Genomic DNA, 24795 nt, shown 5'->3' on the forward strand with positions numbered 1-24795 from the left:
GGCAGCCAACTATACTCAGCGCATCCGGACCGGCACCCTGTGCGCCAGGTCCGGTTGCCGTCCGTCTCGGGCGACGCGGGGGATCGTCCGAGACGGACGGACGCACTGCGTGCCGTCGGGGCCCGGTTAAGCGGCCTCCTCCACCGCCGGCGGCTTCCGCCCGTTCAGCACCTGCCGCACCCATCCCTCGCTCAGCCCCAGCCCCGCCGCCAGTTCCGGCACCGGCACCCCGCGCCGGTAGGCCGCGCGCAGCGCCCTGTTCCTCCGGTCCTGGAGCCGCTCCACCGCACGCTTGCCCGCCACCGTCCGGTGCAGCACCACCGCCAGCCGCAGCAGCAGCCGGCCCAGCACGTCGTCGAACCTGCCTCGCACCTCAGCCCCCTGTCCGTACACCATCATCCGACCCGGACCACAACGGTCAGCGGTGCACGACACCACCACAAGGGCGTGGAACCGGCGCACGAACGCCTTCGGGGGGCTTCCCGGCGACCTGCGCTCGGCCCACCGGGTCCTTGCACCGCCCGCAGCCCGTCCGGCAGTTCGGCCACCGTTCATGTGCCGCTCGTACAGCGCGTCGTCCGGGCCGGGACGCGGCAGCGGCACCCGGCGCGCGGGGCACCGGCGACCCGGCGCGGCACACCTAGGGCCCACCCGGCGGGTCGCGCCGCGGACGGAGGGGCGGCCTTGCGGCCCGCTCCGGGTGCCCCGTCCGGTGGGCGAGGACCGCCAGCACCACCGTCAGCGCGCCCAGGAGCCAGCCGCCGACCACGTCCGTCGTCCAGTGGACGCCCAGCCACACCCGGGTCAGGGCGACGCCGACCGCGGAGACCACGGCGACGGAGAGCGCGGCCGAACGCAGCGCGCGCGGGGCGCCGTAGTGGTGCAGGAGCCACAGCAGCAGGCCGCACACGAGGGTGGCGGTCATGACGTGCCCCGAGGGGAAGGACGCGTAGTGCGCGCTGTCCACGGGGTCCGGCCAGACCGGGCGGTCGCGGCCCACCGCCGCCTTCAGCGCCTGCTGCATCAGGGCGCCGAGGGCACAGGCCACCGCCAGCCACCCGGCGGTCCACCAGGCGCCGCGCCGCACCCCGAGCCACAGTGCCACGGCTCCGCAGAGCACACGCATCGTCACCGGGTCCCACACCCAGTCCGTCAGGACGCGGAAGGCCTGGGTGACGCCCCGTTCCTCGACCGCCCAGCGGTGCGTGGTGTGCGAGACCTCCTCGTCCATGGCGACCAGCGGGCGCCACTCGGCCTCCACCAGGACGAGCAGCAGCGCGGAACACACGCCGAGCACCCAGGCGGTGCGCACGGCGGTGCGGGGCCGGCGAGGTCGGGGCGGGGAGTCGAGGGGCGGCGTCTGCATGCTGCGATCCTCGTGGAAGCGACCGCTCCGGGGCCAGTCCGGCCGGATCCGCGGCGGGGCGGTAGCCGGGTGGGCGGGCCGCCGGACCGCCAGGGCCTGCCCGGCGACTCCCGCCTGCCCCGTGGGCGGACGACGGGGATCCCCGGACAGCGCACCTAGCCCATGGCCCGCAGCCCCGGCACGAAGGCCACGAGGACCGGCACGACCGGCACCAGCGAGGCCGCCGCGGTCAGCCGCAGACGGTGGCCCGCCGTCAGCCGGTTCGGCGGCGTGAGCAGCCGGTGCACCCGCTGCGGAACCTGGGCCTGGGCCGCCGGGCACGGGCCGAACACCCCGCGGTCCTCGTTCAGTTCCACCAGGGCCAGGGCGGTCGTCAGCCGGCCGAAGCGGCGGGAGGCCATGTCGTCGGCCGCCAACTCGACCAGGCGGTGCATCTCGTCGCGGAACGCGGCGAAGACCGGCACCTGCGGGAACCCGCCCGCGAGCGCCGCCGAGCAGTGCAGCAGCCAGTCGTGCCGGGCCTGCGCGTGCCCCTGCTCATGGGCGAGGACGGCGTCCAGCCGGCGCCCCTCCAGGCGGCGCAACGCGGCGGTGGTGACGACCAGTTGCGGGGGAGTGCCGGGCAGCCACCAGGCGTCGGGGCGCTCGCCCTCCAGAACGACCAGCCGGTCCGCACCGGCGGTCTCGCCCGGCAGCAGCGGGGCGCGGTCGAGGAGTTGGGCCCGGTGCCGCCGGCGCCGCGCGCGGGCCCGCACGACCTCCCGGACCAGCATCGCGGCGCTCCACAGCCCGCCGCACGCCAGCGTGACCGCGGTCGTCGCCGCCCAGTGGCCGGCCGAGCCGAGCGCGTAGGCCTCGACGACCGCGCGCGGCGCCGTGGCGAACACGTGACCGCCCACCGCGTGCCACGCGGCCGCCGCGCTGAGCGTCATCGACAGCGCGCAGCACACCAGGACGGCCGCCACCACGCACTGCCACGCCCACAGCGCGACCACCGGTTCACGGTCCGGCCAGTCGGCCCGTGCGAGCAGCCGGGGCGCGGCGACGGCGGTCAGGGCACCGAGCAGCAACAGGGCCGCGGGGAGGATCATGGGAGCAGCCTATGAGTGCCGGCCCGCGCGGGGCAGGGCCCGCCGCGGCAAAGTGACGCAGTCAACGGCCGTGCGCGGACCGGCGTCACATCGTCAGCAGCATCGCCAGCATCGCGATGCCCATCGACAGCCGGCACGCCCGCGCCAGCTCCGGCCGGTCGCCCCACCCTGCGGCTGGGCTGCTGCCCGCGACGGCGGTCACCGGGACCAGACGCGTCCCGGTCAGCAGGACGTACCCGGCGAAGTAGAGCAGCAGGGCGCCGGTGAGCAGGGGGACGCCCGAGCCGACGTGGCCGTGGGCATGGGCGGGGGCGGGGGTGCCGGCCATCACGACCGACATGTAGACCATGGCCCCGGCGCCCACGAGGTGGTGCAGGTGGTGACGGCTGCTCCGGGCCGCCCACAGGGCGCGCAGCCCGGCGGCCCCGAACACGACGGCATATCCGGGCCAGGCCCAGCCGGGCGGGGTGAACACCGCCGCCGGGACCGCCATGGCGGCCATGCCGAATCCCATCAGCGCCTCGTCGCCCGCGGCGTGGCGCTGCTCCTCGACGCTGCTGCGCATCCGCAGCAGGCAGTAGGCGCCGGTCGCCGCGCACAGCGCGACCAGCAGCCACCCGGACGACGCCGGTCCGTGCACACGCACCTCCCCGCTCGACGGTCGGTCAAGGGATGCCCGGACCACGCGGCGCGCACGCGAGCGCAAGGGCGCACCCGGGGAGCGTGCGGTGGAACGCGAGAGCCACACCCGGACGAGAGGAAATCTTTTACGGGTAAAACACTTGCTAACATGACGCGCATGAGCAGTGCGACCCCCGCCCCCACCTCCGGCAACCGGCTCGGCCGGCGGCTGCCACTGGCCGGTGTGCTCCGGCTGCGCCGCCCCTCCGACATCTGGTTCAAACCCGCCCTGAGTTCGGTCGCCGCGGTCGCCCCGCCCAACCTGATCCTGCTGGCACTCGGCCGGCTCGACCTGGCGATGTACACGATGGCCGGGTCCCTGTGCGCCCTCTACGCCCACGACCGCCCCTACGCCGCCCGCGCCCGCGCGCTCGCCCGGGTGGTGCTCGGCATGCTCGGGGGCGTCGCCGTCGCCCTGGTCACCGCCTCGCTCACGCGCGACCCGGCCGTCCTCGTCACCGTCGGCGCCCTGCTGGCCGCCGCGCAGAAGGCGCTGTGCGACGCCACCCGCATCGGCCCGCCCGGCAACGTCGTCCTCACCTTCATCAGCTCCGCCTCCCTCTTCGCCCCGCAGACCCTCGGCCAGGTCCCCGGCCACCTGGCGACGGCCGCCGCGGCGGGCGCCTGGGCCTGGGCCGTCGGCATGGCCCCCGGCCTGCTCCGCCCGCACGGCCCCGAGCGCCGCACCACCGCCCAGGCCCTGCTCGCCGCCGCCGCGTACGCCGACACGCGCGGCACCGGCGACGGCCACGCCGCGGCCCGCGCCGCCGGCTACGCCGCCGTGCAGACGGCCCGGCAGTCGCTGCTGTCCGTGCCGACGACGGGCGCCCGCGCCGCCACCCGGTGTGCCCTGGAGCGGCTCGTCGTCCGCGCCGAGGTGGCGCTCGCCGCGCCCGCCGACGCCGACCCGGAGCGGCTGCGCGGCTGGGCCCGCGATCTGCGGGGCACCGGCCGCGTCCCCCGCACCGGGGACACCCGTGCCACCGCCGGCGAACTCCTCGGCACCGAAACCGAGTTGCGCGTCCGGCCGGTGCCGCTGTGGCGCCGGCTCGGCCCGCTCGCCCCGATCGCCGCACGCACCGCTCTCGGCTGCGCGCTCGCCGGGTACGCCTCCCTCGCCCTCGGCATCGGCCGCCCCTACTGGGCCCTGGTCACCGCCGCCGCTCTCTACCAGGCCAACCTCACCCTCACCTGGAGCCGGACCGTCCAGCGCGTCGTCGGCAACCTCGCCGGAGTGGTGCTGTTCGCCGCCATCGCCCCGCTCGCCCACCTCGGCCAGGCCCTGCTGGTCCTGCTCTGTCTGGCCCTGAATTTCGGCGCCGAGGCGCTCATCTCCCGCAACTACTGGCTCGGCAGCGTCTGCGTGACCCCGATGGCGCTGCTCATCACCGAGTTCGCCGGCTACCACAAGCCCGGTGAGCTGATCACCGAGCGGGCGGTGGACACCCTCGTCGGCGCCCTGGTCGGATTCCTCGCCGCCGTCGCCGTGACCAACCGCCGCGCGGGCGACCGCGTCGAGCACGCGCTGCTCGCCGCCGACCGCGCCCGCGAGCACGCCGCCCGCCTGCTGGCCGAGCCCGTCCCCGCCCCCGGTGCCCTGGAGGCCGCCCGGCGCTCCCTGGCCGCCGCCCTGGCCGACCTGCGGGCCACGGCCGACGCCGCGGCCGGCGAGTGGTGGCCGCGCTCCCTCCCGCAGGACCGGGTGGTCCACGCCGAGCAGGCCGGACACCGTACGCTCGCCGCCATGGTGCGGCACCAGGAGCCGCGCCCGGAACGGGCCATGGCGTCCATGGACGCCATGGACGCCATGGACGCGGACACAGGCTCGGACACGGACACCACGACGGAGGACGTACGGCCATGACGGCACCGGAGGAGCGCCCGCCGCACGAGACGGCGGCGACGGGGGAGGGGCGCGGGGACACCGTCGCCGGGGTCGTACGGCAGTGGCGGGCCGTCCACCCCGGCCTGGACACCGGGCCCATGGAGATCATCGGCCGCATCAACCGCTGCGCCGCCCTCCTCCAGCAGGCCGAGGACGCCCCGCTGCGCCGGGCCGGGCTCAGCCGCCCCGAGTTCGACCTGCTCGGCGCGCTGCGCCGGACCGGGCACGAGCTGACCCCGGGCGAACTGGCCCGGGAGACCTTCTCCTCCGGGGCCGCCGTCACCAAACGCCTCAAGCAGCTCACCGAGCGCGGCCTCGTCGAGCGACGCGGCGACACCCGTGACCGCCGCGTCGCCCACGTCCGCCTCACGGACGCCGGCCGCGACCTCGTCGACGCGATCCTCCCCGACCAGCTCGCCTACGAGACCGCCGTCCTCTCCGGACTGACGGCCCCGCACCAGGCCGACCTCGCCCACCTGCTCGGGGAACTGCTCGTCCGCCTCGAAGGCCGGCTGGGCGGCCTGCGGACGTGAGGAACCGGGCGCCGGGTGCGGCTCAGGGCTCGTCGCCCGCCCGGTACACCCCGAACATCGCCCCCTGCGGGTCCCGCAGCACGGCGATGCGCGGCCCGTCGGGCAGCGAGGTGGGGACCATGAGCGGGACCCCGCCGCTCTCCACCGAGTCGGCCGTGGCGGCGTCCACGTCCTCCACCGCGAAGTAGGGCAGCCAGTGCGGCGGCACCTCGTGCGGGAACTTGTCGTCCATCGCCACCATGCCGCCGAAGTCCGCGCCGCCCAGGCTCCACTGGGGGTAGCGGTCGGCGGTGTTCACCCGCCAGCCGAACACCGTGGTGTAGAAGTCGGCGGCCCGTTCGGGCTCCCGGGTCAGCAGTTCCACCCAGCCCAGTGTGCCGGGCGCGTTGAACCGTCCGGCTCCCGCGAAGGCGCGGGCCTGCCACAGCTGGAAGACGGCGCCCGTCGGGTCCACGGCCACCGCGAACCGGCCCGCGTCGAACACGTCCTGCGGTCCGAGCAGCACCGCCCCGCCGGCGTCCGTCACCCCCCGTGCGGCGGCGTCCGCGTCGGTCACGGCGAACGACACGTTCCAGGCGATCGGCTGGTCCGCCTGGTAGAGCGGCGCCAGGGCCGCGACCGGTGCGTCGCCGAGATGCGCGACCGTGTAGCCGCCGGTCTGCTGCCGCGCGTCCGTCTCGGGGCGCCAGCCGAACAGCTTGGTGTAGAACCGCTTGGCCGACTCCAGGTCGCTGGTCCCCAGCTCGGCCCAGCAGGGCCCGCCGGTCAGCGGGGCGTCGAGCTTCATGGCGTGGGCGTCCCTTCCGCGGTCGGTCGTTCCCCTCAGCACGCTAAGCCGGGGCCCGCGCCCCGGCCATCCGGCGAAAACCGGTGGTGTGCGCTCACCCGCCGACGTACCCTCTCACCCGTACCGCACACCGCATGGCGGCCTCCCGCTTCTTCAGCCTGCCCGGAGGTTCCCCATGCCCGCGCCCACGGTGCGCCCCTTCCGCCGCGACGACCGCGACCAGCTGACGGATCTGGTCAACGCGCACATCGCCGCCGTCGCCCCCGGCGTCTCCGTCTCCGTGAACACCGTCCTGAGCGCTCTGGAGCGGCAGCCCGACGAGTTCGTCACCGACCCGTGGGTGGCCGAGCGCGTGACGCTCGTCGCCGCGGCCCACCTGCTGCGCTACCGGGACGACGCCGAGGTGGGCGCGGCCTACCGGGACGCCGGTGCCGTCGACTGGTTCGTGTGCCATGTGCCGGCGTCCTTCCGGCCGGAGCCCGCACCTGCCGCCGACCTGCTGATGCACGCCTGCCTGGCCCGGTTCGCCCGCTGGGACGTACGCGTCCGGTACGCCGACGGAGCCCTGCCCGCTCCCCTCGTGTACGGCCTGCCGCGCCCCTGGCCGCACGTCCGGGCCGTCTACGAACGCGCCGGGTTCCGGCACACGGGCGACTCGGAGGTGATCCTGCTCGCGCGGACGGCCGACCTGCCCGTCGACCCGCCCGGCCGCGGGATCACGGTCGAGCGCACGCTGGGCGCGTGCGGCACCCGGTTCACCGCGTACGCCGACGGACGCGCCCTCGGCTTCGTCGAGGTGGACACGGCCCTGTCCCGCCCTGAGCGCCACGTCCGGGCCGCGGGCCTCGCCGACATCGGCAACCTGCACATCGATCCGGCCGAGCGCGGCACCGGCCTGGAGCGGCGGCTGCTCGCGCGGGCCGCCGACTGGCTGCGCCTGTGCGGCGTGGACCGGCTCGCCGCTTACGAGACGGAGGCCGACCGCACGGCGATCGCGGACCTGACCGGCGCCGGCTTCCGGGAACTGACCCGCACCGACCGGGGCTGGGAGCACCTGCCGGAATGAGCCGTCCGGACGCCCGGCCGGGACGGCGGGCGGACCATCAACCCGGCCGGGACGGCGGGCGGGTCGGACGCCCGGCCGGGACGGCGGGTGGGTCAGATGCCCGGCCGGTACCGCAGCGGATGGTCCGCGGGCACCTCGACCAGCACGATCGGCGTGCCGTCCGGGTCCGCGATCCACATCTCCACCAGCCCCCACGGCTCGCGCACCGGCGGCCGGACGATCTCCACGCCCTTGTCGCGCAGCTCCTCATGGACCGCTGCCGCGTCCTCGACCTGCATCCACAGCTTGAGACCGGGATCCACCGGGCCCTCGGCGCGGCCGGAGACCTCCAGGAACCCGCCGCCGAGGAAATAGACGGTGCCGCGCTCCGGCCCGGTGCCGAACTCGCGGTGGACGGCGAGCCCGAGCCGCTCGCCGTAGAAGGCGCGGGTCCGTTCGGGGTCGACGGGGCGGAGGAGCACACGGCTGCTGAGTACATGCACCATGCGGCGGAGCCTAGTGCGGGCGCTACGCTCTTCGAAGTCGTTGCCGCGCCGAGAACCGGAGATCTGCGCCATGGACACCGCCGCCACCGAACTGACCTTCCGCGACGCCGTCGACGCCGACGTCGACGAGCTGGTGGCGCTGATCGAGTCGGCGTACCGGGGAGAGTCCAGCCGGGCGGGATGGACCACCGAGGCGGACATCCTCCAGGGGCAGCGCACCGACCTGGAGGGTGTGCTGGAGGTCATCAAGTCGCCCGACAGCAGGCTGCTGGCCGTCGAGCGGGACGGGCGGATCATCGCCTGCTGTCAGCTCGAACACCGGGGCGAGTACGCGTACTTCGGGATGTTCGCGGTCAGCCCGGCGCTCCAGGGCGGCGGACTCGGCAAGGTGATCATCGCGGAGGCGGAGCGGCAGGTCCGCGCCGCATGGGGCGTGCGCGAGATGCACATGACCGTGATCTCCGTGCGCGAGGACCTCATCGCCTGGTACGAGCGCCGCGGTTACCGCCGTACGGGCCGGATGACGCCCTTCCCGTACGGCGACGAGCGCTTCGGCATCCCGCAGCGCGACGATCTGGAGTTCGAACTGCTGGTCAAGCCGCTGGTGTGACGCCTCGGCGGGCGGTGCTCACGCGGTGAAGCGGCCGGTGCGCTTGATCTCCGGGAAGTCGGTGGTCGCGCCGTCCAGCCCGAAGGCCCGCACGAGCTTCAGGTGCTGCTGGGTGTTGATCGTCCAGGAGAAGACCCGCAGATCCGCCGCGCGCGCCCGCTCCACGACCTCCAGGGTGAGCCGGCGGATGTCCAGGCAGACGGTCCCGGCCCCGGCGGCGACCGCACGGTCCACGACCTCGGGGCCGTAGTACTGGGCGACCAGCGCGGTCCGCACGCCCGGCACCAGCCGGGCGATCTCGACGATCGCCTCGTCGTGGAACGAGATCACCTCCACCCGGTCGGCGAGGTCCCGCCGCAGCATCACCTCGGCCAGCGTCCGTGCCGCCGCCGCGTCCTTGATCTCGGCCTGCATCGGCAGCGACACCGCGTCCAGCGCCTCCTCGAACACCGGCACCCGCTCGCCGAGGCCCGCGTCCAGCGTGCGCAGCTCGGCCAGCGTCTTCTCGGCGATCGCTCCGGTGCCGTCGGTCGTGCGGTCCACGTCCGCGTCGTGCATGACGACCAGCTCGCCGTCCTTGCTCAGGTGCAGGTCCAGTTCCACGACGTCGAGTCCGGCCCGCTCGGCGGCGACGAAGGAGCGCAGGGTGTTCTCGGGCTCGACGCCCGCCACTCCGCGGTGACCGATGGTGAGGAAGTTCAACGTTCCGCTCTTTTCCGTCGACGGCGGGGACCTCATCCGGACCGCTTCCCCCGTGCCGCCCCGGGTATACGGCCACCGGCCCCGGAGTTTCGGTGGTCCACCGCACACCCCGGCGAAGTACAGGAAAAAATGCGGCGAAGATGAGGCGGTGCAGGAGATTTTCCCGGGGCTCACTTGCTGGGAGAAAGCTCCTATGCCTACGGTGTGGTCACGCGAGGTTCTCCCGTGGAGGATGAGACATGACGGAAATTCTTGTGCAGGTGGGTGCGGAGGAGAAGGTTCCTCCGGCGAGCAGGGTGATTGAGCACCCGGCCTGGCCCGTGCTCAAGGATGCCGTGGAACGCATCCGGCCATGGCAGTCGAAGGACGGGGCGATCGACTTCGACGCCGAGGGCGCCCCGGAGCGCGCCGAGGCGGAGGACGCCGTACGCCGCGTGGCCGACGCGGTGCGGGAGCTGTCCCCGCTGCTGCCCCACGACCGCGCCTATCACGAGGCGCTCGTGACGGACCTGGGCCGCTGGGCCGACGGCGGCTTCGAGGTGCCCGACTTCCTGGACTCGCTGCTGGCCTTCCAGCCGGCCGCGAACCGGCAGGACGGCCTCCAGCACCTGGTCGTCTTCCCGATGTACACGCAGAACGGCAACCCGGACCGCAACCTCGAGGCGGTCGTGCTGCGCATGGTGTGGCCGGACTGGCTGGCCGAGCTGGAGCGCACCCGCTACGACAACCCGCTGTTCTGCGGCATCACCTTCGAGGACTTCACCTCGGGCTACGACACCAACTCCGCGGTGCTCTTCCCGGAGACCATCGCCGTGCGCGAGGCCCCCGAGCGCTTCACCTGGGGCGGCATCTTCTGCGACCGCGAGGCGGCCCGGTTCCGCCGGGTCACCGAGGCGGCCGTCGACATCCTCGGCCTTCGGCTGCCCGAGGACGTCGCCGCGATGGTGCACGACCAGAAGCGCTGCGAAGAGGCGTTCGTGCTGTGGGACATGGTCCACGACCGCACCCACAGCCACGGCGACCTGCCCTTCGACCCGTTCATGATCAAGCAGCGCCAGCCGTTCTGGATGTACGGCCTGGAGGAGCTGCGCTGCGACCTCACCGCCTTCCGCGAGGCCGTGGAGCTGGCCGGCGAGGGCGTGCCGCAGGCGCGCGACGTACAGGTCGCGGTGCTGTTCGACCGCATGTTCCGCTTCCCGGTCACCGGTGAGCGGGTCCGCAACTACGACGGCCTCGGCGGCCAGCTGCTCTTCGCCTACCTGCACAGGCACGATGTCGTCCGGTGGACCGACAACAAGCTCTCCATCGACTGGGAGCGGGCCCCGCAGGTCACCAACCAGCTGTGCGGCGAGATCGAGCAGCTGTACCGCGACGGCATCGACCGTCCCAAGCTGGTCCACTGGTTCGCCGGCTACGAGCTGGTCTCCACCTACCTCGCCCCGCACCCGGGGTCGAAGTGGGCCAAGGGTCCCGACGCCCTGGACCTGTCCCAGCCGCCGCGCAAGCTCGTGGACGACGTGCTTCCGGACGAGTTTCCGCTGAGCATGTTCTACGAGGCCCTGTCCAAGAAGCTCAAGAAGGTGATTGCCTCGACCAAGGGCATCACGGCGGACGGTGCCGGGCGGACGGCCGCGTGAGCGACCGCACCGACAGGCAGATTCAGGTTCGGGAGGCGAGGACCATGGGGAACGGGGCGCTTGACGGCGCGGTGATCGCGGTGGCCGGTGCGGGCGGCCCCGCCGGCCGGGCGGCGCTGCTGCGGCTCGCCGAGGCGGGAGCGACGGTCGTCGGCTCGGACAACGACCCGCAGCGGCTGGCGGAGGCGGTGGACGCGGCGCGCTATGCGCACGGCGGCGCGTCGGTCACCGGTGAGACGGTCGACCTGCTCGACCTGGAGACCACCCGCCAGTGGGCCGGCCGCATCGAGAAGGAGTACGGCCGGATCGACGGCCTGGTCCACCTCGTCGGCGGCTGGCGCGGCAGCCAGACCTTCACCAAGACGGACCTCGACGACTGGGAGCTCCTGGAGAAGCTGCTGATCCGCACGGTCCAGCACACCTCCCTCGCCTTCCACGAGGCCCTCCAGCGCAGCGACCGCGGCCGCTACGTCCTGATCAGCGCGGCCGGCGCGAGCAGGCCCACCGCGGGCAACGCCGCGTACGGCGCCGCCAAGGCCGCGGCCGAGGCGTGGACGCTGGCCATGGCGGACTACTTCCGCAAGGCGGGGGGCGAGCAGGGGCCGACGTCGGCGGCTGCGATCCTGGTGGTCAAGGCGTTGGTGCACGACGCGATGCGTGCCGAGCGGCCCAACGCGAAGTTCGCGGGCTTCACGGACGTCAAGGACCTCGCCGAGGCCGTCGCCGGTGTCTGGGAGAAGCCCGCCGCGGAAGTGAACGGAAACCGTCTGTGGCTGACCGAGAAGCCGTGAACCCCCCGAAGACCGACGCGCGCCGCCGGCACGACCCGGAGCACCGCGGTTTCGCCAGCGACAACTACGCGGGCGCCCACCCGGAGGTGCTGGCCGCCCTGGCCCTGGCCAACGGCGGGCACCAGGTCGCGTACGGCGAGGACGTCTACACCGAGAACCTCCAGCGGGTGGTCCGCAGCCACTTCGGGCCCACGGCCGAGGCGTTCCCGGTCTTCAACGGCACCGGCGCCAACGTCGTCGCGCTCCAGGCGGTCACCGACCGCTGGGGCGCGGTGATCTGCGCCGAGAGCGCGCACATCAACGTCGACGAGTGCGGCGCGCCGGAGCGGGTCGGCGGGCTGAAGCTGCTCACCGTCCCCACGCCCGACGGCAAGCTCACCCCCGAGCTGATCGACCGGCAGGCCTACGGCTGGGACGACGAGCACCGCGCCATGCCGCAGGTGGTCTCGATCACCCAGAGCACCGAACTCGGCACCCTCTACACGCCGGACGAGATCCGTGCCATCTGCGAGCACGCCCACGCCCGCGGCATGAAGGTGCACCTCGACGGTTCCCGGATAGCCAACGCCGCCGCCTCCCTGGACGTCCCCATGCGGACGTTCACCAACGCGGTCGGCGTCGACCTCCTCTCCCTGGGCGGCACCAAGAACGGCGCCCTGTTCGGCGAGGCGGTCGTGGTCCTCAACCCGGACGCCGTGCGCCGTATGAAGCATCTGCGCAAGCTGTCGATGCAGCTGGCGTCCAAGATGCGCTTCGTCTCGGTGCAGCTGGAGGCACTGCTCGCCAAGGACCTGTGGCTGCGCAACGCCCGGCACGGCAACGAGATGGCCCAGCGCCTGGCCGAGGGCGTGCGCGCGGTGCACGGGGTGGAGATCCTCTACCCGGTGCAGGCCAACGCGGTCTTCGCCCGGCTGCCGCACGAGGTGAGCGAGCGGCTCCAGCAGCGGTTCCGCTTCTACTTCTGGGACGAGGCCGCGGGCGACGTCCGCTGGATGTGCGCGTTCGACACCACCGAGGAGGACGTGGACACCTTCGTGGCGGCGCTGAAGGAGGAAATGGCGCGCTGACGCCCCGATGAGTGCATAGTTATGCGGTCACCCGAAAAGTCATTGACTGGCGGGTGATCGCATTCCTATGCTCTGCGGGCATGGAGCTGATCCAGCAGAACCCAGACCTGTCCGCCTATTTGGCCGCTGACGATGTGATCGACCACGACCATCCCCTGGTCCGGGACACGGCCGCCCGACTCGCGAAGAAGGCGGAGGACTCGTATGACTATGCGCGGCTGGCCTTCGAGTTCGTGCGCGACACCATCCCGCATTCGCAGGACGCCGGTGATCCTCGCGTCACCTGGCGGGCCTCGGACGTCCTGGAGCGGCGGACGGGCATCTGCTACGCCAAGGCCCACGCCCTGGCCGCCCTGCTGCGGGCGGAGGACATCCCGGCGGCGCTGTGCTACCAGCGGCTCGGCGTCGTGCACGGCCTGATCGCCGTACGGTTCAACGGCGCCTGGCACCGGCAGGACCCGCGCGGCAACAAGCCCGGGGTGGACGCCCGGTTCTCCCTGGACGGCGAGCGGCTGGCCTTCACGCCCGATGCCGAGTCCAATGAGCTGGACTACCCAGTGCTGTATGCTGCACCGCATCCGGTTGTGCTGGACGCTCTGCGCGAGGCCAGGGACCGGGAGCACCTCTGGCAGATCCTCCCCACCGCACTCCGAGGCAGGCGATGACCCTCACCCTGACCGTGTCCGACGAGGTGCGCGCGCTCGCGCCGGGCTTCACCCACGTCGCCGTCGAGGCGCACGGCCTGGCCAACGGCCCCAGCACCGACGCCTCCTCGGCCCTGCTCGACGAGGCGGCCCGCCGGCTCGCCGCACGTCTGGACGGGCGCGCCCCGCACGAGGACCCGCACATCGCCGCCTGGCGGGAGGCGTACACGGCGTTCGGCGCCAAGCCCTCGCGCACCCGCAACTCCGCCGAGGCGCTGGCGAAGCGGGCCCTGTCGGACGCGGGGCTGCCCCGGATCAACGTCCTCGTCGACCTCTACAACGCCATCAGCGTCGCCCACCTCGTCCCGGTCGGCGGCGAGGACATCGACCGCATCCGGGGCGGGATGCGCCTGGTACGGGCCACGGGCGAGGAGGAGTTCGTGACCGTCGCCGGCGGCACGGAGGTGGTCGAGCACCCGGAGGCGGGCGAGGTGGTGTGGCGCGACGACGCCGGAGTCACCTGCCGGCGCTGGAACTGGCGGCAGGGGCCGCGCACCCGGCTCACCGAGGCGACGACCTCGGGCATCTTCCTGCTGGAGAGCATGGCGCCGATGCCGGTCGCCGAGGCCGAGGCGGCGGCGGGGGAGCTGGCGGAGCTGCTGGAGAAGTTCAGCCCGGGCGCCCGCGTCACCGTGCACCCCGCCGCCCCGGCGCGCGGCTGAGCCCGTGTCCGCGCGGCTCTCCGGCGGCCGCGGTCAGTGCGCCTCGGCCGCCCGGACCTGCTCCGGCGTCGGGGCCGTGCCGCCGAGGTGGGCCGGCATCCACCAGGTGTCGTCCGGCCCCTTCGGGCGCACCGGATAGGCGCGCTGCGCCGCCTCCAGCAGCTCCTGCACGCGCTCGCGCAGCTGCCGGGTGATCGCGCCGGCGTACTTGTCGCGGGAGGCCTCGATCGCCTCGCCGACCCGGATGGTGATCGGGGTGTGGCTGCGCCTGAAGTTGCGCGGGTGGCCCTTGGTCCACAGCCGCTGCGTGCCCCACACCGCCATCGGGACCAGTGGGACGCCCGCCTCCTGCGCCAGCCGCGCGGCACCCGACTTGAAGCTCTTCAAGGTGAACGACTGGGAGATGGTGGCCTCCGGGAAGACCCCGATGATCTCGCCCGATCTCAGCGAGTCCAGCGCGTGCGCGTAGGCCGCCTCGCCCTGGCCGCGGTCCACCGGGATGTGCTTCATGCCGCGCATCAGCGGTCCGGAGATCCGGTGGCGGAAGACGGAGTCCTTGGCCATGAAGCGCACCAGCCGCTTCTGCGGCAGCGCGGCCAGGCCGTTGAAGATGAAGTCCAGATAGCTGATGTGGTTGCTCACCAGCACAGCGCCGCCCGAGCGCGGAATGTTCTCCGAACCCCGGCAGTCGATCTTGAGGTCCCACACCTTGAACATCGTGCGGGCGAGACCGATGACCGGGCGGTAGACGAGTTCTGCCATGGGCGGGACAGACCCTTCCTGTGTCTCTGCCTGGGAAGGGGGCTCCCAGTGGAAGTTACGCGGCCGTAGGTTTGCGGCTTGTCGCAGATGGTGCCCCAAGAACGGCCGGCGAACCAGCCCTGGTGCCCCTCGATGGCGAGATTCTCATCACGTCGGACCACTGTCCGGCCACGGGAATCCCCGCGGCCCCATGAACGCTGTACGAAAGAACGACCGGACGAGCGGTGGGCCCGGCGAGGGGAGACCATGACAGCCGCGAAGGCGGCGGAGCGGAGCAGGCGCGTGCGCGAGGTGGACGACGGCAAGCGGCTCGGCGCCCGGGAACTGGGCGCGGACCTCGGCGGACGCGCCACCCTCGTGCAGTTCTCCACCGCCTTCTGCGCCCCGTGCCGGGCCACCCGCACCATCCTCGGTGAGGTGACCGGCCTGGTCCCGGGCGTCGCCCACGTCGAGATCGACGCCGAGGCCCGACTCGACCTCGTCCGCGCGCTGGACATCCGCAGGACACCGACCGTGCTGGTCCTCGACGCCCACGGCCGCGTCGTACGCAGAGCCGCCGGTCAGCCGCGCAAGGCGGACGTGATCGCGGCCCTGGGAGAGGCGGTGTGATCATCGCCACTGCCGCCGCGAGAGGCCTTCCACATCCCGGGCGGTCACTTGACTGCCCATGCCAACGATCGACAGCCTGGCCGTATGCCCTGAGGCCTTCCACCCGTCCCGGCCCAGGGCGCAGCGCAGAAGGACATCCCCTATGACGGCCCCCTCCGACCTGGTCGCCCCCCGACTCACCGGCCCCGACCTCCTGCGGTCCGTCTTCCGGCGGCACGCCGCCGGAGTCGCCGTGATCACCGCGCGCGGTGACGCCGGTCCGGTCGGCTTCACCGCCACCTCCCTCACCTCGGTCTCCGCCGAGCCGCCCCTGCTCTCCTTCGGCATCGGCACCGGCTCCTCCAGCTGGCCCGCGATCGCCGCGGCGGAGCACGTCGGCGTGCACCTGCTCGCGGAGCACCAGCAGCACCTGGCGGCCACCTTCGCCCGCAGCGGGGCCGACCGCTTCGGGCCGCCCACCGCCTGGCACGACGGGCCCGAGGGCGTCCCCGTGCTGGACGACGTGCCCGCATGGCTCGTGGCCCGGGTCGTGGGACGCGTACCGGCCGGGGACCACCGCATCGTGCTCGCCGAGGTGCTGCTCGGCAGCGCCGGCGGCCCGGGCCGGCCACTGCTGTACCACCAGGGCCGGTTCAGCCGTCTGCGCGACTGACCGCCGCCGCCCGCCCGCCTGCGAAGCCGTCGAGTTCCGGTTACGCTGCGTTGCAAAGGTCACAGTTCAAAGCGCTTGCTTAGCGGGAACGAACTGGGTGTACTGACGAGTAATATTCCGGGTGGAGCGGGGCCCGCTCCGACCAGGGATCGGCCGCTTGGGGCGCCTATGCTGCCTGCAAGCAGGCAGCACTGAAATGACGATGCAGTAGGAGAGCCGGCGTGAGCTTGAGGATCGTTGTCACCGTGAAGTACGTGCCCGACGCCACTGGCGACCGGCACTTCGCCGATGACCTGACCGTCGACCGGGACGACGTGGACGGTCTGCTCTCCGAACTGGACGAGTACGCGGTCGAGCAGGCGCTGCAGATCGCGGAAGACCGCCGGGACAAGGGCGACGACGACGTGGAGATCACCGTCCTGACGGTCGGCCCGGAGGACGCCAAGGACGCGCTGCGCAAGGCGCTGTCCATGGGTGCCGACAAGGCCGTCCACGTCGAGGACGACGACCTGCACGGCACCGACGCCATCGGCACCTCGCTGGTGCTGGCCAAGGCGATCGAGAAGGCCGGCTACGACCTGGTGATCTCCGGCATGGCCTCCACCGACGGCACCATGGGCGTCGTCCCGGCGCTGCTCGCGGAGCGTCTCGGCGTCCCGCAGGTCACCCTGCTCTCCGAGGTCTCCGTGGAGGACGGCACGGTCAAGGGCCGCCGCGACGGCGACGCCGCCACCGAGCAGCTCGAGGCCTCCCTCCCGGCCGTCGTGTCGGTGACCGACCAGTCGGGCGAGGCGCGCTACCCGTCCTTCAAGGGCATCATGGCGGCGAAGAAGAAGCCGGTGGAGTCCTGGGACCTGTCCGACCTGGACATCGACGAGGACGAGGTCGGCCTGGAGAACGCCTACACCACCGTCGACTCCGCGGCCGAGCGCCCGGCGCGCACCGCGGGCACGATCGTCAAGGACGAGGGCGAGGGCGGCAAGCAGCTCGCTGAGTTCCTCGCGGGCCAGAAGTTCATCTGAGCCCGGTTTCGCTGACCGCCCCTCATCTTTCGCAAGCAGGAGAGAAGAAGTCCCATGGCTGAAGTTCTCGTCTACGTCGACCACGTGGACGGTGCCGTCCGCAAGCCCACCCTGGAGCTGCTGACCCTGGCCCGTCGCGTCGGCGAGCCCGTCGCCGTCGCCCTCGGAGCCGGCGCCGCCGACACCGCCGCCACGCTGGCCGAGCACGGTGCGGTGAAGGTGCTGACCCACGAGGCCGCCGAGTACGCCGACTACCTGGTCGTGCCGAAGGTGGACGCCCTGCAGGCCGCCTACGAGGCCGTGTCCCCGGCCGCCGTGCTGGTGCCGTCCTCCGCGGAGGGCAAGGAGATCGCCGCGCGCCTGGCGCTGCGCATCGGTTCCGGCATCATCACCGACGCCGTCGACCTGGAGGCCGGCGACGAGGGTCCGGTGGCCACCCAGTCGGTGTTCGCCGCCGCCTACACCACCAAGTCCCGTGTCACCAAGGGGACGCCGGTCATCACGGTCAAGCCGAACAGCGCGGCCGTGGAGCCGGCCCCGGCCGCCGGTGCGGTCGAGGCGCTGAGCGTGTCCTTCTCCGAGAAGGCCACCGGCACCAAGGTCACCTCGCGCACGCCGCGTGAGTCGACGGGCCGTCCGGAGCTGACCGAGGCCGCGATCGTGGTCTCCGGCGGCCGCGGTGTGAACGGCGCGGAGAACTTCGCGGTCATCGAGGCACTGGCCGACTCGCTCGGTGCGGCCGTCGGTGCCTCGCGCGCCGCGGTGGACGCGGGCTGGTACCCGCACACCAACCAGGTCGGCCAGACCGGCAAGTCGGTCTCGCCGCAGCTGTACATCGCCTCCGGCATCTCCGGCGCGATCCAGCACCGCGCGGGCATGCAGACCTCGAAGACGATCGTGGCGATCAACAAGGACCCCGAGGCCCCGATCTTCGACCTGGTCGACTACGGCGTCGTCGGCGACCTGTTCGACGTCGTCCCGCAGCTCACCGAGGAGATCAAGACCCGCAAGGGCTGACTTCCCCGACGCCGCGCCGAGGCCCCCGCGACCGCTCCCCGGTCCCGGGGGCCTCGCCCTTATCCGGTCGGCCGGCCACCCGATCGGCGTGCGAGACGGTGTTGACCAGCGGGAAGGTCGCCGGATAACTTCGCTCTGCGGATTGTTGATTCCGTAAAGCGGAAAACAATGAACAGGAGCGTGTGGGAATGGGGCAGCAGGAGAAGGTGGCGACGAGCCTCGCGGGCGCGGTCAGCGAGGAGATCAGCGCCTCCCTCGCACCGGTCGACGCGGAGCTGGAGCGCCGCTACCCCGGAGACCCCGGCACCCGCCAGCCCGTCCACACCGTCTACGTCCCCGGCGACGTCTTCGCCGCCGACACCGTCCGCTCCTGGGGTGACCAGGCCCTCGCGGCCCTCGACGAACACGCACCGGACGCCGAGTCCTTCGCCGCCGTCCTCGGCCTGTCGGAGGAGCTGGCCGAGCCGGTCTACGCGCGCGTGCGCGCCAAGCTGGAGCGGGAGCCGATCGAGGACCTGCGCGTCGACTTCGAGGACGGCTACAAAGGCCGCGACGAGGACCAGGACGCGGCCCGCGCCGCCCGCCTGATCGCCGAGGCCTGCGCCACCGGCACGGCGGCCCCGTACACGGGCATCCGCATGAAGTGCATGGAGGCTCCGGTGCGCGACCGGGGCATCCGCACGCTCGACGTCTTCCTCTCCGGCCTGATGCAGGCCGGCGGCCTGCCCGACGGGCTGGTCCTCACCCTGCCGAAGGTGACGTACCCCGAGCAGGTCACCGCCATGGTGCAGCTCCTGGAGGCCTTCGAGAAGGTGCACGGCCTGGCGCCCGGCCGGATCGGCTTCGAGATCCAGATCGAGACCAGCCAGTCCATCCTCGCCGCCGACGGCACGGCCACCGTGGCCCGCATGATCCAGGCCGCCGAGGGCCGCGCCACCGGTCTGCACTACGGCACCTTCGACTACAGCGCCTGCCTCGGAGTGTCGGCCGCCTACCAGGCCAGCGACCACCCGGCCGCCGACCACGCCAAGGCGATCATGCAGGTCGCCGCCGCCGGCACCGGCGTACGGGTCTCCGACGGCTCGACCAACGTCCTGCCGGTCGGCCCCACCGAGAAGGTCCACGACGCCTGGCGCCTGCACTACGGCCTCACCCGCCGGGCCCTGGCCCGCGCCTACTACCAGGGCTGGGACATGCACCCCGGCCACATCCCCACCCGCTACGCGGCCGTGTTCGCCTTCTACCGCGAGGGCTTCGAGCAGGCCGCCGGCCGTCTCGCCCGCTACGCCAACCACACCGGCGGCGACGTCATGGACGAGCCCGCCACCGCCAAGGCGCTCAGCGGCTACCTGCTGCGCGGTCTGGACTGCGGTGCCCTCGACGTCGCCGAGGTCGCCCGGCTCAGCGGTCTGACCCGCGCCGACCTGGAGGGCTTCGCGGCGCCGCGGCGCGGCGACCTGACCGCCACGGCGCACTAGCCGACCGCCGGTGCCCGCCGTGGAGCGGCACCGTCACCCCGGCCACCACCGGCCGGCGCCGTCACCGCCGCCCCGTAGTCTGTACGCCGCGCATCGAACGCGCCAGGTGTCACAGGAACGGGGCGGCAGTGTCTTCGGGGGAGTACGAACAGCACGGCCAGGACGGCCAGTACGGCCAGTACGGCCAGGACGGCCAGGACGGTCCCCACGGCCCGCACGCGGAGGGCGGCGGATCCGGGCCGGTCGGCGACGGCACCGGCCGGCTGCTCGCCGGGCGCTACCGTGTCGCGGCCCAGCTGGGGCGCGGCGGCATGGGGGTGGTCTGGCGGGCCGTCGACGAGGTGCTGGGCCGCGAGGTCGCCGTCAAGGAGCTGCGCACCTACACGGACGCCGACGGCCCGGAACTCGCCGGCCTGAGACTGCGGATGCAGCGCGAGGCGCGCGCGGCGGCCCGGGTACGGCACCCCGGTGTCGTCGCCGTGCACGACGTGACCGAGGTCGACGGCCGCCCGCTGATCGTCATGGAGCTGATCGACGGCCCGTCCCTGGACGACGTACTGCGCGAGCGGGGCACCCTCGACCCGCGCGAGGCGGCCCGGATCGGCACCGAGGTCACCGGTGCGCTCGCCGCCGCGCACCGGGCCGGCGTCCTGCACCGCGACGTCAAGCCCGGGAACATCCTGCTGGACCGCTCCGGCCGCGTGGTCCTCACCGACTTCGGCATCGCCACCATGGAGGACCCGGGCGACGGCTCGGCCACCCACCTGACCCGCAGCGGCGAGATCGTCGGCTCCCTGGACTACCTGGCCCCCGAGCGTGCCCAGGGCGCCGACCCGGGACCCGCCTCCGACGTCTGGGCCCTGGGCGCCACCCTGTACGCGGCCGTCGAGGGCGCCTCGCCGTTCCGGCGCACGTCGACCTTCTCCACCCTCACCGCGATCGTCACCGAGCCGCTGCCCGAACCCCGCCGCGCCGGACCGCTGGGACCGGTGCTGCGGCAGCTGATGGACAAGCGGCCGGAGTCCCGCCCGGACGCCGACCGGGCCGGCGACCTGCTGCGGGCGGTCGCGGACGCGCACGTCGCGGACCGGCCGACCGCGGCCCTGCGCGGCCCCGGGGCCCCGCCGTCACGGGCGGAGACGGAGCACAGCCTCCCGGCGGTGCCCCCGGGCTTCGGACCACCGCGGCCGGCGCCCCCGGCGCACGGCGGCGCGGAAGGCCACGGCCCCGGTACCGCACCGGACGCCGTCGGCTCGGCCCCCACCGGGCCCATGGCCTCCAGCCGGCCCCGCCGGAGGGGCCGGACGCTGCTCGCCGCGGCGGCCGTCACCGTCGTCCTCGCCGCGGCCGGTACGACGGTCGCGCTGCTGAACGGCTCGGACGGCAGGGAGAGCGGGGCCGCGGGCGCCGCGCCGGCCGAAGCGGCCGGTTCCGCCTCGCCCGGCCGGACCGCGCCGGAGCGGTCCGCCGACTCCAGGCCCTCCGAGCTGGGCGACGACGGCGACGACGGCGACGACGGCGACGACAACGCGTCGGCCGCCGCCGAGACGCCCGGCCGGTCCGCGTCGGCGCCCGCCGAGAAGGAGGCCTCCTCCGCCCCGGCCGGGCCGGCGGACGGCGGCAGCACGGGAGGCGGGGTCGGCTCCGGGGACGGCGGCACCGCCGGCGCGGGCGCGACGGGCGGCGGTACGACGGGCGGCGGTACGACCGGGGGCGGCGGCGCCACCGGGGGAGGCGGGACCGCCGAGTCACCGGCCTGCCACTCCATGGGCGGCGGCAAGTACAACTGCCAGGTGTGGCGCACCGCCACCTCCTACACCGCCTCCGGCGCCGAGGCCGGCATCCTCAACGCCGGCACCAACTACTTCTACTGCCAGCAGAACCTCGGCCGCCGCGAGACGCACGGCGAGTGGACCAACGTCTGGTGGGCGAAGACGGACGACGACAGCGGCAACACCGACGTGTACGTCAGCGACGTCTACATCCGGGGCGGCGCCAACGACCAGCCGGTCCCCGGACTCCCCGTCTGCTGACCCCCCACGTACCGCTCCAGACCGGACTCCGTCACCCGCTTCTCCTCGGCGAACAGCCGGGTGCCCCGCGCGCACAGCCCCCGGTCGGCGCGCGCCCGTGCGCAGAACTCCTCGGGCGTGGCACCGAAGAGCGCGCGCAGCGCGGGCGAGCCGACGAGGAGTTCGGTGAGCAGGGCCCGCTGGCCGGGGTGCACGCGCGGCGCCCCGCTGCCGTCGTGCAGCACCCCGTGCCGGTTGACGTAGGCGTACGCCCCGCGCAGCACGGTGCCGTCGGCCAGCTCGATCCGTACGTCGGGCGCGGGCAGCCAGGCGCGGTCGTAGTTGCCGGTCGGCACGGGCACTCCCTCGCTCGCGTCGATCACCGCGAGCTGCTCGGCGTCCAGCCAGATGACGAACAGCGCCCGGACGGCGTCGGGGGCGGCCACCGGCGAGGCGGACACGTAGCCCATGCGGCTCACGTGCGCGGAGACGCCGACGTCGACGCCGGTGACCCGGGCCCTGACCATGGGGACGGGTGCCGCGATGCCGAACTCGGCCATCTTGTGGCGCAGCTGGCCCGGACAGGCGTTGGAACCGATCGCGAGCAAGGGGACGCGGTCCTCGTGCACGAGCCGGTCCAGCGGCAGCATCCGGTCCCCGTCGAGCAGCCCGGACTCCGCCGGCCACGCCCCCGGGTAGAGCAGCGGGTGCTCGCGCGGCACGCCGGCCAGTCCGAGCGAGCGGAGCGAGCGCCCGGCGGGACGCGGCTCGTGCCCGGAGCGCCGCGGCCGGGTCCCGTCGGGGCGCTCCGGATCGCCGGTGTACTCCTCCATGCGCCGCTCAGCCCGCCGGTGGCAGCTCGCCCGAGCCGCGGGTGATCAGCCGGGTGGGCAGCTCGATGCGCTCGGGCACGAGCAGGGTGCCGTCCAGCTGCCGGAACAACCGCTCGGCGGCGGTGCGGCCGAGGGCCGCCGCGTCCTGGGCGACGACGGTGACGCCCGGCTGGAGCAGGTCGGCCAGTTCGATGTCGTCGAAGCCGACCAAGGCGACGGGGCGGGGCTGCTCGGCCAGCACGCGGATCACCGTGACCGTCACCCGGTTGTTGCCGGTGAAGACCGCGGTGACCGGACGCGGACCGGAGAGCATCTCCTCCGCCGCCCGGCGCACCCGCTCCGGGTCGGTGACGCCGAGGGACATCCAGGAGTCCTCGACCGGTATGCCGGCGTCCTCCATGGCCGCACGGTAGCCGCGCAGCCGCTCCGCGGCGGTGTGGATACGGGGCATGTCACCGATGAAGCCGATCCTGCGGTGCCCGTGCGCGATGAGGTGCGCCACGCCGTCCCGGGCACCGCCGAAGTTGTCGGAGAGCACCACGTCGGCGTCGATGTGGCCCGCCGGACGGTCCACGAACACCGTGGCGACGCCCGCCTTGAGCTCCGGCTCCAGGTACCGGTGGTCGTCGCCGACCGGGATCACCACCAGCCCGTCCACGCGGCGTGCGCACAGCGCGAGCACCAGTTCCTGTTCGCGGTCCGGGTCCTCCGCGCTGGAGCCGTTGATCAGCAGGGCGCCGTGCGCACGGGCCACCTCCTCCACGGCCCGGCTCAGCGGCCCGTAGAAGGGGTCGGCCAGGTCCTCCAGCACCAGGCCGATGCTGGCCGTGCGTCCCTTGCGCAGCACGCGGGCGCTGTCGTTGCGCCGGAAGCCGAGGGCGTCGATGGCCTCCTGGACCCGGCGCTCGGTGTCGGGGGTGACACCGGGTTCTCCGTTCACGACGCGGGAGACGGTCTTCAGACCGACCCCGGCCCGGGCGGCGACGTCCTTCATCGTCGGACGGTTGCCGTAACGGTGCCCGGCGGGGCGGTCGGGGCGGCGGGGCGATGCGGGCACGGTGCGGTGTCCTGTCCTGTCGTCCACGGAGTGCGTCGGCTCCTGTCGTCCACGGGGTGACGTCCACGGGGGATGCGTCGGTCATGCGTTTGTATGAGGATGTGGCGTCGAGCATAGAGCCTGGACAACGTTGTCAGAGGCAGGAGACACTGTCCAGCGCAATCTCCGGCCCGTGTCCCCCACCACGCGGCCGGACGGCTCCTGTTCCTCTGCTGTTTCTCGTATGTGTTCCTCATTCGTGTTGTTCATGGTTGACGGGGAGATCCGACACTGATGCACACCGACCTCGTGGCCGCGCTGGACATCGGCGGCACCAAGATCGCCGGAGCGCTGGTGGACGGCTCCGGCCGGATCCTGGTGCGCGCCCAGCGTGCGACGCCCGCGCGGCAGGACGGCGACACCGTGATGCGGGCGGTCGAGGAGGTGCTCGGGGAGCTGACCGCCTCGCCGCTGTGGGTGCGGGCCACGGCGGTCGGGATCGGCAGCGCCGGCCCGGTGGACGCCGGGGCGGGCACGGTCAGCCCCGTGAACGTGCCGGGCTGGCGCGACTACCCGCTGGTCCGGCGGGTCCGGGAGGCCACCGACGGGCTGCCCGTCGAGCTGATCGGCGACGGCGTGGCGATCACGGCGGCCGAGCACTGGCAGGGCGCCGCCCGCGGCCACGCCAACGCGCTGTGCATGGTCGTCTCCACCGGCGTCGGTGGCGGGCTGGTGCTGAACGGCCGGCTGCACCCGGGCCCCACGGGCAACGCCGGCCACATCGGCCACATCAGTGTCGACCTCGACGGCGACCCGTGCCCGTGCGGCGCCCGTGGCTGTGTGGAGCGCATCGCCAGCGGGCCCAACATCGCGCGCCGGGCCCTGGAGGGCGGCTGGCGCCCCGGACCGGACGGCGACACGTCCGCCGCCGCGGTGGCCGCCGCCGCCCGCACCGGGGACCCGGTCGCCGTGGCCTCCTTCGAGCGGGCGGCCCGGGCGCTGGCCGCCGGGATCGCGGCCACCGCGGCCCTGGTCGAGATAGACATCGCCGTGATCGGCGGCGGGGTGGGCAAGGCGGGCGAGGTGCTCTTCGCCCCGTTGCGCAAGGCGCTCACCGAGTACGCGACCCTGTCCTTCGTGCGGCGCCTGGCGGTGACGCCGGCCCGGATGGGCACGGACGCGGGACTGGTGGGTGCCGCCGCGGCCGCACTCGCCCGGACCCCGACGGGCCTGACCGCAGCGAGCGTCTGAGCGACCGAGCAGGAACGTTCCCCTCGAAGTTCGGCGGGCCTGGCCGGTCTGCCCGA

Annotated in this window: 25 protein-coding genes and 1 pseudogene; 16 read left to right on the top strand and 10 right to left on the bottom strand. The window is 73.7% G+C overall.

Going from position 1 to position 24795, the window contains the following annotated elements; translation table 11 throughout:
• Positions 1-126 precede the first annotated feature (126 nt).
• From ACLGIH_RS30470 to ACLGIH_RS30485, 4 genes are all read right to left on the bottom strand, one after another.
• Positions 127-372 (bottom strand): hypothetical protein, encoded by a 246-nt coding sequence (locus tag ACLGIH_RS30470; RefSeq protein ID WP_416528497.1) that lies wholly within the window; start codon positions 370-372, stop codon positions 127-129.
• A gap of 268 nt (positions 373-640) precedes the next feature.
• Positions 641-1366: a phosphatase PAP2 family protein gene (locus ACLGIH_RS30475; protein WP_416528498.1), complete on the bottom strand. Its 726-nt coding sequence runs from the start codon at positions 1364-1366 to the stop codon at positions 641-643.
• A 155-nt stretch (positions 1367-1521) separates the two neighbouring features.
• Positions 1522-2457, bottom strand: coding sequence for a M56 family metallopeptidase (locus ACLGIH_RS30480; RefSeq protein WP_416528499.1), 936 nt, complete (start codon positions 2455-2457; stop codon positions 1522-1524).
• A gap of 85 nt (positions 2458-2542) precedes the next feature.
• Positions 2543-3097, bottom strand: a complete 555-nt coding sequence (locus ACLGIH_RS30485) for a DUF5134 domain-containing protein (RefSeq protein WP_416528500.1) — start codon at positions 3095-3097, stop codon at positions 2543-2545.
• Between the two features lie 159 nt (positions 3098-3256).
• Here ACLGIH_RS30485 and ACLGIH_RS30490 point away from each other — a divergent pair, with 159 nt between their 5' ends.
• On the top strand, positions 3257-5002 hold the full coding sequence (locus ACLGIH_RS30490; protein ID WP_416528501.1) for an FUSC family protein: 1746 nt from the start codon (positions 3257-3259) through the stop codon (positions 5000-5002).
• Positions 4999-5556: a MarR family winged helix-turn-helix transcriptional regulator gene (locus ACLGIH_RS30495; protein ID WP_416528502.1), complete on the top strand. Its 558-nt coding sequence runs from the start codon at positions 4999-5001 to the stop codon at positions 5554-5556. Before ACLGIH_RS30490 ends, ACLGIH_RS30495 begins: the two co-directional genes overlap by 4 nt.
• A 22-nt stretch (positions 5557-5578) precedes the next feature.
• Here ACLGIH_RS30495 and ACLGIH_RS30500 read toward each other — a convergent pair whose 3' ends face one another.
• Positions 5579-6343 carry a VOC family protein gene (locus ACLGIH_RS30500; protein ID WP_416528503.1) on the bottom strand — a complete coding sequence of 255 codons (765 nt, stop codon included), beginning with the start codon at positions 6341-6343 and terminating at the stop codon, positions 5579-5581.
• 175 nt (positions 6344-6518) lie between these two features.
• Here ACLGIH_RS30500 and ACLGIH_RS30505 point away from each other — a divergent pair, with 175 nt between their 5' ends.
• Positions 6519-7409, top strand: coding sequence for a GNAT family N-acetyltransferase (locus ACLGIH_RS30505; RefSeq protein ID WP_416528504.1), 891 nt, complete (start codon positions 6519-6521; stop codon positions 7407-7409).
• Between the two features lie 92 nt (positions 7410-7501).
• On the opposite strand, the gene ACLGIH_RS30510 is transcribed toward ACLGIH_RS30505, so the two are convergent.
• Positions 7502-7894 carry a VOC family protein gene (locus tag ACLGIH_RS30510; protein ID WP_416528505.1) on the bottom strand — a complete coding sequence of 131 codons (393 nt, stop codon included), beginning with the start codon at positions 7892-7894 and terminating at the stop codon, positions 7502-7504.
• Between the two features lie 70 nt (positions 7895-7964).
• Between ACLGIH_RS30510 and ACLGIH_RS30515 the strand changes: the two genes are divergently transcribed.
• Positions 7965-8504: a GNAT family N-acetyltransferase gene (locus ACLGIH_RS30515; protein ID WP_416528506.1), complete on the top strand. Its 540-nt coding sequence runs from the start codon at positions 7965-7967 to the stop codon at positions 8502-8504.
• A gap of 18 nt (positions 8505-8522) precedes the next feature.
• On the opposite strand, the gene ACLGIH_RS30520 is transcribed toward ACLGIH_RS30515, so the two are convergent.
• Positions 8523-9206, bottom strand: a complete 684-nt coding sequence (locus ACLGIH_RS30520) for a glycerophosphodiester phosphodiesterase (RefSeq protein WP_416528507.1) — start codon at positions 9204-9206, stop codon at positions 8523-8525.
• 239 nt (positions 9207-9445) lie between these two features.
• Between ACLGIH_RS30520 and ACLGIH_RS30525 the strand changes: the two genes are divergently transcribed.
• From ACLGIH_RS30525 to ACLGIH_RS30545, 5 genes are all read left to right on the top strand, one after another.
• A complete protein-coding gene (locus ACLGIH_RS30525; protein ID WP_416528508.1) occupies positions 9446-10843 on the top strand; it encodes a DUF6421 family protein in 1398 nt (465 codons plus the stop codon).
• Between the two features lie 44 nt (positions 10844-10887).
• The gene (locus ACLGIH_RS30530) at positions 10888-11634 is read left to right on the top strand and encodes an SDR family NAD(P)-dependent oxidoreductase (RefSeq protein ID WP_416528509.1); all 747 of its coding nucleotides are present in this window, start codon (positions 10888-10890) and stop codon (positions 11632-11634) included.
• Positions 11631-12701, top strand: coding sequence for a threonine aldolase family protein (locus ACLGIH_RS30535; protein ID WP_416528510.1), 1071 nt, complete (start codon positions 11631-11633; stop codon positions 12699-12701). The genes ACLGIH_RS30530 and ACLGIH_RS30535 overlap by 4 nt, the downstream gene beginning before the upstream one ends.
• Before the next feature lie 80 nt (positions 12702-12781).
• Positions 12782-13366 (top strand): transglutaminase domain-containing protein, encoded by a 585-nt coding sequence (locus ACLGIH_RS30540; RefSeq protein WP_416528511.1) that lies wholly within the window; start codon positions 12782-12784, stop codon positions 13364-13366.
• Positions 13363-14067 carry a B3/B4 domain-containing protein gene (locus ACLGIH_RS30545; RefSeq protein ID WP_416528512.1) on the top strand — a complete coding sequence of 235 codons (705 nt, stop codon included), beginning with the start codon at positions 13363-13365 and terminating at the stop codon, positions 14065-14067. Before ACLGIH_RS30540 ends, ACLGIH_RS30545 begins: the two co-directional genes overlap by 4 nt.
• 33 nt (positions 14068-14100) lie before the next feature.
• Here the strand turns inward: ACLGIH_RS30545 and ACLGIH_RS30550 are convergent, their stop codons facing one another.
• Positions 14101-14829: a lysophospholipid acyltransferase family protein gene (locus tag ACLGIH_RS30550; protein WP_416528513.1), complete on the bottom strand. Its 729-nt coding sequence runs from the start codon at positions 14827-14829 to the stop codon at positions 14101-14103.
• 259 nt (positions 14830-15088) lie between these two features.
• On the opposite strand from ACLGIH_RS30550, the pseudogene ACLGIH_RS30555 reads away from it, so the two are divergent.
• The 6 genes and pseudogenes from ACLGIH_RS30555 to ACLGIH_RS30580 form a co-directional block, all read left to right on the top strand.
• Positions 15089-15438 (top strand): annotated as a pseudogene (locus tag ACLGIH_RS30555) (TlpA family protein disulfide reductase); the annotation flags it as partial.
• Between the two features lie 142 nt (positions 15439-15580).
• Entirely contained in the window at positions 15581-16090 is a 510-nt protein-coding gene (locus tag ACLGIH_RS30560) for a flavin reductase family protein (RefSeq protein ID WP_416528514.1), read from the top strand.
• 221 nt (positions 16091-16311) lie between these two features.
• Entirely contained in the window at positions 16312-17112 is an 801-nt protein-coding gene (locus ACLGIH_RS30565) for an electron transfer flavoprotein subunit beta/FixA family protein (RefSeq protein WP_416528515.1), read from the top strand.
• 54 nt (positions 17113-17166) lie between these two features.
• Positions 17167-18129: an electron transfer flavoprotein subunit alpha/FixB family protein gene (locus tag ACLGIH_RS30570; protein WP_416528516.1), complete on the top strand. Its 963-nt coding sequence runs from the start codon at positions 17167-17169 to the stop codon at positions 18127-18129.
• Positions 18130-18317: 188 nt separating this feature from the next.
• On the top strand, positions 18318-19607 hold the full coding sequence (locus ACLGIH_RS30575; RefSeq protein ID WP_416528517.1) for a DUF6986 family protein: 1290 nt from the start codon (positions 18318-18320) through the stop codon (positions 19605-19607).
• A 263-nt stretch (positions 19608-19870) separates the two neighbouring features.
• Positions 19871-21640 carry a serine/threonine-protein kinase gene (locus ACLGIH_RS30580; protein ID WP_416529517.1) on the top strand — a complete coding sequence of 590 codons (1770 nt, stop codon included), beginning with the start codon at positions 19871-19873 and terminating at the stop codon, positions 21638-21640.
• Here the strand turns inward: ACLGIH_RS30580 and ACLGIH_RS30585 are convergent.
• Positions 21586-22452 carry a hypothetical protein gene (locus ACLGIH_RS30585; protein ID WP_416528518.1) on the bottom strand — a complete coding sequence of 289 codons (867 nt, stop codon included), beginning with the start codon at positions 22450-22452 and terminating at the stop codon, positions 21586-21588. The two genes, ACLGIH_RS30580 and ACLGIH_RS30585, sit on opposite strands and share 55 nt — an antisense overlap.
• Positions 22453-22459: 7 nt before the next feature.
• Positions 22460-23536 (bottom strand): LacI family DNA-binding transcriptional regulator, encoded by a 1077-nt coding sequence (locus ACLGIH_RS30590; RefSeq protein WP_416528519.1) that lies wholly within the window; start codon positions 23534-23536, stop codon positions 22460-22462.
• Between the two features lie 246 nt (positions 23537-23782).
• Here ACLGIH_RS30590 and ACLGIH_RS30595 point away from each other — a divergent pair, with 246 nt between their 5' ends.
• Positions 23783-24739 carry an ROK family protein gene (locus tag ACLGIH_RS30595; protein ID WP_416528520.1) on the top strand — a complete coding sequence of 319 codons (957 nt, stop codon included), beginning with the start codon at positions 23783-23785 and terminating at the stop codon, positions 24737-24739.
• Positions 24740-24795 lie beyond the last annotated feature (56 nt).

Origin of the sequence: Streptomyces hamibioticus, assembly GCF_047946815.1 — a bacterium.
Lineage (GTDB): Bacteria > Actinomycetota > Actinomycetes > Streptomycetales > Streptomycetaceae > Streptomyces.